The organism is Microbacterium sp. (assembly GCF_035277845.1).
Lineage (GTDB): Bacteria > Actinomycetota > Actinomycetes > Actinomycetales > Microbacteriaceae > Microbacterium.
In genome coordinates this window covers 1-6,162 of record NZ_DATEJS010000135.1, presented here as the reverse complement: position 1 = coordinate 6,162, position 6,162 = coordinate 1, and the positions used below count along the sequence as shown (strand labels likewise).

The window sequence follows — 6,162 nt, the reverse complement described above, 5'->3', positions numbered from 1 at the left end:
ATCACCAGCATCGTGATGATGCTGACGATCACCATCGGCAGCCCTTCGACCGGCGGCGACCCGGCCGCCAGTCGGGAGATCGCCTCGACCACGACCGTGATCGTGACGATCAGCAGCAGGGTCGCGTTGACGAGCGCGGCGATCGCGATCGGCCGGTGGGCGTGCGGGTGGTCGGGGTCGCGGTCGCGCAGCGAGATCGCGACGAGCCCGAGGGCGAGCGCCAGGCAGTCGGCGACGGTGTCCCCGGCAGCGGCCAGCACGCTGACCGAACCGGCGATGAGGCCGGCCACGACGAGTCCCGCGATGAGGCACGCGTTCAGGGCGAGCACGATCAGGATGCGGCGGCGCTGGCTCCGCCGGGGCGGGCGGGAGGCGGCATCCCGCGCGGCGTCCGTGATGTCGTCACTCACCCGGACAGCGTAATATATCTGCACATGCACGCAGATAAGCAGGGATGCGGATACTCGACCGAAAGCCCGTACGTCGAACTCGCCGTCGAGGTGTTCGCCATGCTCGCGGATGCCACCCGCGTGCGGATCGTGCTGGCCCTGCAGGACTCCGGCGAGCTGTCGGTGAACCACCTCGCCGACATCGTCGACAAGTCGCCGGCCGCCGTCTCGCAGCACCTCGCGAAGCTGCGCCTGGCGCGCATCGTGGCCACCCGGCAGGAGGGGCAGCGGGTCTTCTACCGCCTCGAGAACGAGCACGCGTCGCGCCTGGTCGCCGACGCGATCTTCCAGGCCGAGCACTCCCTCGGCGGCACGCCGCGCCACCACCACACCGAGCAGGATGCCCGATGACCCACACGCACCCGCACGGTCACGGGCACACGCACGACCACGACCACGACCACGACCACGACCACGACGGGCATGAGCACGACCACCCGCACGGTGGGGTGAAGGGGTTCCTCTACGACCTGTTCGTGCCGCACACCCACGATGCGGCCGACGCCGTCGACGACGCGCTCGAAGCCAGCAAGGCGGGCGTCACCGCGGTGAAGGTCTCGATGTTCGTGCTGCTCGGGACCACCCTCGTGCAGCTCGCGTTCGTGCTGTTCACCGGCTCGGTCGCACTGCTGGCCGACACGATCCACAACTTCGCCGACGCGCTCACGGCGGTGCCCCTGTGGATCGCGTTCGTCCTCGGTCGTCGCGCCGCCACCCGGCGTCACACCTACGGGTACGGGCGCGCAGAAGACCTGGCCGGGCTGTTCATCGTGTTCGTCGTCGCGCTCTCCGCCGTCGTCGCCGGGTGGGAGGCGATCGACCGCTTCATCCACCCGCGCCCGATCGAGAACCCGGCGTGGCTGATCGTCGCCGGTCTCATCGGCTTCGCCGGAAACGAACTCGTCGCCGTCTACCGCATCCGCGTCGGCCGCCGGATCGGATCGGCGGCACTCGTCGCCGACGGCGTGCACGCCCGCCTCGACGGCATCACCTCGCTGTCGGTCGTGCTGGGCGCGATCGGCGTCATGCTCGGCTTCCCGCTCGCCGACCCGATCATCGGCCTGCTGATCGCCGTGTCGATCCTGCTGCTGCTGTGGGGCACGGTGAAATCCGTGGGTGCTCGGCTGATGGATGCCGTCGACCCGACGCTCATCGACCGGGCCGAGCACGCACTCGCGGATTCGACCGGCGTCACCGGCGTGCAGGAGGTCAAGCTCCGCTGGATCGGGCATCGCCTCACGGGATCCGCCGTCGTCACCACGGACCTCGCCGACCTGCGCGAGGCGACCCACGTTGCCGAGCACGCAGCGCAGAACGTGCGCGTGCGGCTGCGCAACCTCGACGACTTCGTCGTCACCCCGAAGGGAGCAGGCCGGTGAGCGCCGCGACGGATCAGAGGGAGCGCCTGCGCCGCACCGGCATCCTGCTCGAGGCCGCCACCCTCGCCTGGAACGTCGTCGGCGTGGTGCTGCTCGCGATCCTCGCGTACCGGTCGGCGTCGGTGGCCCTGCTCGGCTTCGGCCTGGACAGCCTGATCGAGATCGGCGCGAGCACGGTGGTGATCTGGGAGCTCACCGGCAGCAGCGAGCGGCGACAGCGCATCGGTCTGCGGCTGATCGGCTGGGCGTTCGTGCTGCTCGCGCTCTACCTGCTCGCGCAGGCGGCCGTGGCCCTCCTCACCGGCCACCGCGCCCAGCCGGTACTCGGCGGCATCGGGTGGACGGCCCTGACCGCAGCGGCCATGTTCGCCCTCGCCTGGGGCAAGTGGCACGTCGGCCGTCGGCTGGACAACCCCGTGCTCCTCACCGAGGGACGGGTGACCCTCATCGACGGCATCCTCGCCACGAGCGTGCTGCTCGGGCTGGTGCTGGACGACGCGCTGGGCTGGTGGTGGGCCGACCCGGTCGCCGGACTCGTCATCGTGTTCTACGCGGCCCGCGAGGCGATCCACGTGTTCCGCGAGACGTGACCCGGCGCCGGCCGGCCTTAGCCCCGTCTTAGACCACGGCCCGTAGCGTCGACCCGATGACCACGAGCAACACGTCCGCAAGCACCGGCCTCCTCGGCTACTTCCGCATCGACGCGCCGGGCGCGCGCTTCCAGCCCGCCGCGTGGCGGTTCGTCCTCGCCAGCGCAGTGGCGGTCGTCGGCTCGGTCGCGGCGTGCGCGATCGTCGCCCAGATCTGGATGCTGGCGGACCCGGCGACGCGCGGCTACGACCACTTCCGGTTCATGGACTACACGAAGCTCACCGTCATCGGCGTGGTGATCGCGTGCCTCGGCTGGCCGATCGCCGCGGCGCTCAGCTCGCGGGCCCGGCGGCTCTACGTGTGGGCCGCGTACGCCGTGACCATCGTGTCGTTCGCGCCGGACGGCTGGATCCTGCTGCACGGGCAGAGCCCGTCCGGGGTGCTCGGGCTCGCCGTCATGCACGTGGCGGTCGCCGTGGTGACGTACTGGGCGGTCGTGCTCATCGCCCCGCAGCGCGACCGCCCGGCGACCACGACCTCACGCTGACGCCGCGAGCGCGAGGGTCGCGGCGGCGACCGTCACCGGGGCGACGATCGCGCCGAGCAGGATGTAGCGGCGCCAGCCCATCTCCACGCCGAGGGCGCTCAGGCGCTGGTGCCACAGCAGCGTCGCCAGCGACGCCCACGGGGTGATCAGCGGGCCGACGTTGACCCCGATCAGCAGGGCGACGACCCGGATCGGGCTGCCGGTGACCGGTTCCAGGGCGAGGTAGGCGGGCAGGTTGTCGACGGCGTTCGCGGCGAGCAGCCCGGAGAACGACAGCCGCAGCAGGGCGAGCGGCGACTCCCCCTCCCCGGCGATGCGCGCGAGCAGGACGCCGAGCCCGACGGCGTGCAATGCCGCGATGAAGAGGAACAGCCCGCCGGCGAAGACCATCAGCCGCCACGGGATGAGGCCGAAGCGCACCGCGGACCGCTGACGCACCGCGAACACCGCCGACAGCACGAGCGCCGCCGCCGTCGCCGGCATCCACACCGGAAGGCCCGACACGAGCAGCGGCACCAGCACGACCAGCACGACGGCCGCCGCCCGGAACAGCACGACGTCCTGCGGGCGCTGCGCCTCGCCGGCGCGGTAGCGCACGAGCAGGGAGCGTCGGCAGACGACGAACACGACGATCATCGGGATCGTCGCGGCCATGAGCGCGGCCGCCCACACGAGGCCGGCGAACTCGACCGGCGTCAGGTCGCCCATGGCGTGCTGGGCCAGCAGGTTGGTGAGGTTCGACACCGGCAGCAGCATCGAACCCGTGTTCGCCATCCACACCGTGGTCAGCGCGAACGGGAGCGGGTTCAGCCCGGCATGCCGCGCGAGCACGATCGCGACCGGCGTGAGCAGCACCGCGGTGGTGTCGAGCGACAGGAAGACGGTGCTCAGCAGGGCCACCGCCGCCACGAGCAGCCACAGCAGCCAGGCGCGCCCACCGCCCCAGCGGGCCGTCGCCTGCGCGAGCACGGTGAAGACGCCGGCGACCGCCGCCAGTTCGGTCACGACCGTGATCGCGGCGACGAACAGGAGGATGGGCCACACCCGGTCCCACAGCTGCAGCGCGTCGTCGACGGGCAGCATCCCGGCCGCGATCGCCGCACCGCCCAGCGCCAGCAGGGCCGCGCCGATGATCCACGTGCGCATGCGCCTCCCCGAGTGTGCCGCCCGGAGAATCGTACAGCGCGGGCGGGACCGGCCCGGCACGGGCGCGACGGGCCCGGTGCGCGCGGCGCCGGTGCGCGCGGTGCCGCAGGTCAGCCGCGCAGCAGCTCGACCGCCATCTCGCGCATCTCGACCTTGCGCACCTTGCCGGTGACGGTCATCGGGAACGCGTCGACGATGTGCACGTACCGCGGGATCTTGAAGTGGGCGAGCCTGCCGGCGGCGAACTCCCGCACGGCCTCGGCGGTGAGGGGTTCGGCGCCCGGGCGCATGACGATCCAGGCCATGACCTCCTCGCCGTAGCGCTCGTCGGGGACGCCGATCACCTGCACGTCGTTGATGTCGGGATGCCGGTACAGGAACTCCTCGATCTCGCGCGGGTAGATGTTCTCGCCGCCGCGCAGGATCATGTCCTTGATGCGGCCGACGATGTTGAGGCGCCCGTTCTCGTCCATCGTGGCGATGTCACCCGTGTGCATCCAGCGGCCCGCGTCGACGGCCTCGGCGGTCTTCTCCGGGTCGTCCCAGTAGCCGAGCATCACCGAGTAGCCGCGCGTGCAGAACTCCCCCGGCATCCCGCGCGGCACCACGAGGCCGTTCTCGTCGATCACCTTCACCTCGACGTACGGCATCACGCGTCCGATGGTCTGCGTGCGGGCGGCGAGGTCGTCGTCGCGGGAGGTCATCGTGGACACCGGCGAGGTCTCGGTCATCCCGTAGCAGATGGCCACTTCGGGCATGTGCATCTCGTCGATGACCCGCTTCATCACCTCGACGGGGCACGGTGAGCCGGCCATGATCCCGGTGCGGAGGCTCGTCAGGTCGAAGTCCGAGAACCGCGGGTGCGCGAGTTCGGCGATGAACATCGTGGGCACGCCGTACAGCGAGGTGCACCGTTCCGTGTGGATCGCCTCGAGCGTCTTCTCCGCGTCGAACACCGGCGCCGGGAAGACCACGCAGGAGCCGTGCGAGTGGCCGCCCAGCACGCCCATCACCATCCCGAAGCAGTGGTACAGCGGCACGGGCACGCAGACGCGGTCCTGCTCGGTGTACCCGGTACCCTCCCCCACGAAGAACCCGTTGTTCAGGATGTTGTGGTGCGACAGGGTCGCGCCCTTCGGGAATCCGGTGGTGCCCGACGTGTACTGGATGTTGATGGGCTGGTCGAAGGTGAGGGTCGCAGCGCACTCGTCGAGACGAGCGGGGTCGGATGCCGCGCCCCGCTCGAGCAGCTCGTCCCACTGCGGCGTGCCGATGAACACGACGTCGTCGAAGCCGATCTCGGCCAGCATCCCGGCGTAGTCCGTGGAGCGGAAGGCGGTGGCGCTGACCATCAGCCGCATCCCGGACTGCCGGATGACGTACTCCACTTCGCTCGTGCGGTACGCGGGGTTGACGTTGACGAGGATCGCGCCGATGCGCGCCGTCGCGTACTGGGTGAACACCCATTCCGCGCAGTTGGGCGCCCAGATGCCCACCCGGTCGCCCTTCTCGATGCCGAGCTCCAGCAGGCCGAGGGCCAGCAGGTCGACCTGCTCGTTCAGCTGGGCGAACGTCCACCGGCGCCCGGTGGCCGACTCGACGAGCGCCTCCCGGTCGGGGTACGTGCTCACGGCGTCGTCGAGCATCTCGCCGATCGTCTGGCCGAGCAGAGGGATGGCGCCCTGCCCCGAGGCGTAGGACACCGCAGCTTCTTTGCGCATGAGCACATCATGCGACGCCCCGACGCCCCGCACCAGGCCCGCCGCCCTCCGTCGCCCCCCCGTACCGCACCCTCCCCTTCGTTGACTTGCCCTGGATGTACGCGACGCGCGGCGTGTCGCGTACATCCAGGGCAAGTCAACGAGAAACGCCGGGCTGCATCGGGCGGACGGTGAGGATCTGCTGCACTGTGCCGATGGGGCCGCGCTCGTCGTGCAGCACCGTGTCGGTCAGGCCGAGGCCGGCGGGGCCGACGGTGACCGTGGTGTCGAACCCGATCCACTCCCCCTGCGGCTGGGCGACGAGGTGGCAGGTGAGGTCGACGTTGGGG

At 71.0% G+C, this 6,162-nt stretch carries 7 protein-coding genes and 1 pseudogene; 4 read left to right on the top strand and 4 right to left on the bottom strand.

Features of this window, described 5'->3' with window-relative positions:
* Nucleotides 1–410, bottom strand: a 410-nt coding sequence (locus VJR25_RS05810; protein WP_324113477.1) for a cation transporter, incomplete at its 3' end; no start/stop codon positions are given.
* A gap of 24 nt (nucleotides 411–434) precedes the next feature.
* Between VJR25_RS05810 and VJR25_RS05805 the strand changes: the two genes are divergently transcribed.
* Genes VJR25_RS05805 through VJR25_RS05790 form a run of 4 tightly spaced genes read left to right on the top strand, consistent with a single transcriptional unit; the run spans nucleotide 435 to nucleotide 2,966 of the window.
* Entirely contained in the window at nucleotides 435–800 is a 366-nt protein-coding gene (locus VJR25_RS05805) for a metalloregulator ArsR/SmtB family transcription factor (protein ID WP_324113475.1), read from the top strand.
* Nucleotides 797–1,828, top strand: a complete 1,032-nt coding sequence (locus VJR25_RS05800) for a cation diffusion facilitator family transporter (RefSeq protein WP_324113473.1) — start codon at nucleotides 797–799, stop codon at nucleotides 1,826–1,828. The genes VJR25_RS05805 and VJR25_RS05800 overlap by 4 nt, the downstream gene beginning before the upstream one ends.
* The gene (locus VJR25_RS05795) at nucleotides 1,825–2,418 is read left to right on the top strand and encodes a cation transporter (protein ID WP_324113471.1); all 594 of its coding nucleotides are present in this window, start codon (nucleotides 1,825–1,827) and stop codon (nucleotides 2,416–2,418) included. Before VJR25_RS05800 ends, VJR25_RS05795 begins: the two co-directional genes overlap by 4 nt.
* Nucleotides 2,419–2,474: 56 nt before the next feature.
* Nucleotides 2,475–2,966, top strand: coding sequence for a DUF6069 family protein (locus tag VJR25_RS05790; protein WP_324113469.1), 492 nt, complete (start codon nucleotides 2,475–2,477; stop codon nucleotides 2,964–2,966).
* On the opposite strand, the gene VJR25_RS05785 is transcribed toward VJR25_RS05790, so the two are convergent.
* The 3 genes and pseudogenes from VJR25_RS05785 to VJR25_RS05775 form a co-directional block, all read right to left on the bottom strand.
* Nucleotides 2,958–4,112 (bottom strand): SLC13 family permease, encoded by a 1,155-nt coding sequence (locus tag VJR25_RS05785; protein ID WP_324113467.1) that lies wholly within the window; start codon nucleotides 4,110–4,112, stop codon nucleotides 2,958–2,960. The two genes, VJR25_RS05790 and VJR25_RS05785, sit on opposite strands and share 9 nt — an antisense overlap.
* A 110-nt stretch (nucleotides 4,113–4,222) precedes the next feature.
* A complete protein-coding gene (locus tag VJR25_RS05780; protein ID WP_324113465.1) occupies nucleotides 4,223–5,833 on the bottom strand; it encodes an AMP-binding protein in 1,611 nt (536 codons plus the stop codon).
* 136 nt (nucleotides 5,834–5,969) lie between these two features.
* Nucleotides 5,970–6,162 (bottom strand): annotated as a pseudogene (locus tag VJR25_RS05775) (thioesterase family protein); the annotation flags it as partial.